Origin of the sequence: Virgibacillus sp. DJP39 (assembly GCF_049310925.1) — a bacterium.
Classification (GTDB): Bacteria; Bacillota; Bacilli; order Bacillales; family Amphibacillaceae; genus Virgibacillus_F.
The window spans coordinates 1-2,174 of sequence record NZ_JBMERP010000157.1 but is presented as its reverse complement, the minus strand read 5'-3'; the positions used below and the strand labels follow the sequence as shown (position 1 = coordinate 2,174).

2 protein-coding genes are annotated in these 2,174 nt (G+C 37.4%); one reads left to right on the top strand and one right to left on the bottom strand.

Annotated features, from left to right (window positions below; genetic code table 11):
* The coding region (locus tag ACOI1D_RS21370) for a multidrug resistance efflux transporter family protein (RefSeq protein WP_422504210.1) at positions 1-411 on the top strand (411 nt) is incomplete at its 5' end.
* Between the two features lie 60 nt (positions 412-471).
* On the opposite strand, the gene ACOI1D_RS21365 is transcribed toward ACOI1D_RS21370, so the two are convergent.
* The gene (locus ACOI1D_RS21365; RefSeq protein WP_422504209.1) at positions 472-1,905 is read right to left on the bottom strand and encodes an MDR family MFS transporter; all 1,434 of its coding nucleotides are present in this window, start codon (positions 1,903-1,905) and stop codon (positions 472-474) included.
* Between the last annotated feature and the right edge of the window lie 269 nt (positions 1,906-2,174).

The following is a 2,174-nucleotide window of genomic DNA, read 5'->3' as shown; positions in this document are numbered from 1 at the left end:
GAATTAAACACTTTCCAAAGAATATTGGGTATGACTATTGCCAGTATGCCGTTTTGGATTATTTTATCTATTTATGGCATGTTTACTCAAGGTGCGCCAAGCTCAAGTCAAGTTGCACAAACATTTATTGTTGCGGTTTCTTCTGGAGTTATTGCTACTGTGTTATTTTTCTATGCGACTGAACTAGTCAGCCATGATAATCATAAACTTGCCGCGATTGAAGCAACGCAGTCAGGTGAGGTAATCTTTGCCTTAGTAGGTGAGCTTCTCTTGCTGAATGCTGTAATGCCTAGTATCTTTTCTTTTGTTGGTATGGCTTTGGTTGTAGTGGGAATGATTTTACATAGCGTTGTCTCAACACTCGGTAACCGAAAAAAAATAACTGTTTATAAAAAGGCATCCAGTAACTAAGAAAGCTCAAACTCCCACAGTAATGGGAGCTTGAGCTAGACAAATTTTCCAATGTATTTATTAATCATTTTCACCTGAACGAGCCATTGCTTCCCGCTCCTGTGCAGGTGTCGTTCCTTTTATATAGAAAGATAAAATGAGCCCAACCACTGATATACCTGTTATAAAGTAAAAGGCAACATTTACACCGTGAATCAGTCCATTAAGGTCACCGGTATCAAGTGCTGTAGCAGTCATAATTGTTATAAGGAAAGCTGTTCCTATTGATGCTGCGATTTGTCTCATAGTGTTGTTCATTGCTGTACCATGTGGAATTAGCCTGTTTGGTAACTGATTTAGACCTGCAGTGGTTGCTGGCATCATCACCATTGAAATTCCAAGCATCCTTATTGCAAAAACTATGGTTAAATAGGTTAATGACGTATCAGTGGTTAAGTCTGTAAACAAGTAAGAAGTCACAGTCATAATAGTAAAACCTGCAATGACAAGCCAACGAGCTCCAATCTTATCAAATACTCTCCCAGTAATGGGTGACATTACCCCCATAAGCAACGCTCCAGGCATAATCATTATTCCTGATTCTATTGCGGAAAAACCAGCCATATTTTGCATATAAATTGGTAGCATTGTTTCTGCCCCAATAAGACCTACAAATGTTATCATTCCAATCACAGTCGTAATTGTGAACACTTTGTATTTAAATACACGGAACTCCAGTATAGGCTGTTTCAGTTTAAACTGTCTCAATATAAAGGCTGTAAGGGTAAACGCACCTATAACAAGTGATAAGATCACGTATAGACTTGTCCATCCAAAATTCCCTGCACTACTAAAACCATATAACAAACCACCGAATCCGAGTGTCGATAATACAATTGATGCATAATCCACTTTAGGGAATGTTCTTTTGGTTACATTTTTTAATACAAAATATGCAATTATGATATCAATGATTGCGATTGGTAATATTATATAAAATAAATATCTCCATGGATAATGTTGAACAACCCATCCAGACAATGTTGGTCCAATTGCAGGAGCGAATGATATAACTAAGCCTACCATTCCCATTGCAGATCCTCGTCTTTCAACCGGAAAAATCAATATAAAAATTGTCATCATCAACGGCAAAATAATGCCTGCACCTGCGGCCTGGATAACCCGGCCAACCATCAATACGGCAAAATTTGGTGAAAGCGCACAAACCAGTGTGCCCACCGCAAAAACACTCATCGCAGTTAAGAATAACTTTCGTGTCGTAAACGTCTCAACTAAAAACGCAGTAATAGGTATCATAATCCCATTTACAAGCATAAATATGGTTGTAACCCACTGCGCTGTATTCTCTGTAAGATTCAAATCTTCCATTATATGTGGAATTGCAGTAGCTAATAATAATTGATTTAAAATAGCGATAAAAGCACCTGCAAGCAACACAGCGACAATTGGAGTCTTATTTATTTTTGTAATATCGTCTGTTACATCTTGCCCCAAAAAAACTCCTCCTTATATACCGCACTTTCTGATATATAAAACTCAATCCGCATTAAGAATTATATTGATTCTATCACCGAACTGTCAATAATAGGGGCTTAACTATTTCCATGAAAACAAATGTCATACCAACTATTATTCTTATATATGGGAGTACTCTATGCATATTGATAATGCATAGAAAGTCACTTTTCGAGCGTTGAAGTGTGAAAAACGAGCATTGAACGTAAAAATCGCGCACCGACACATTAAAATCGAGCACCAAATTA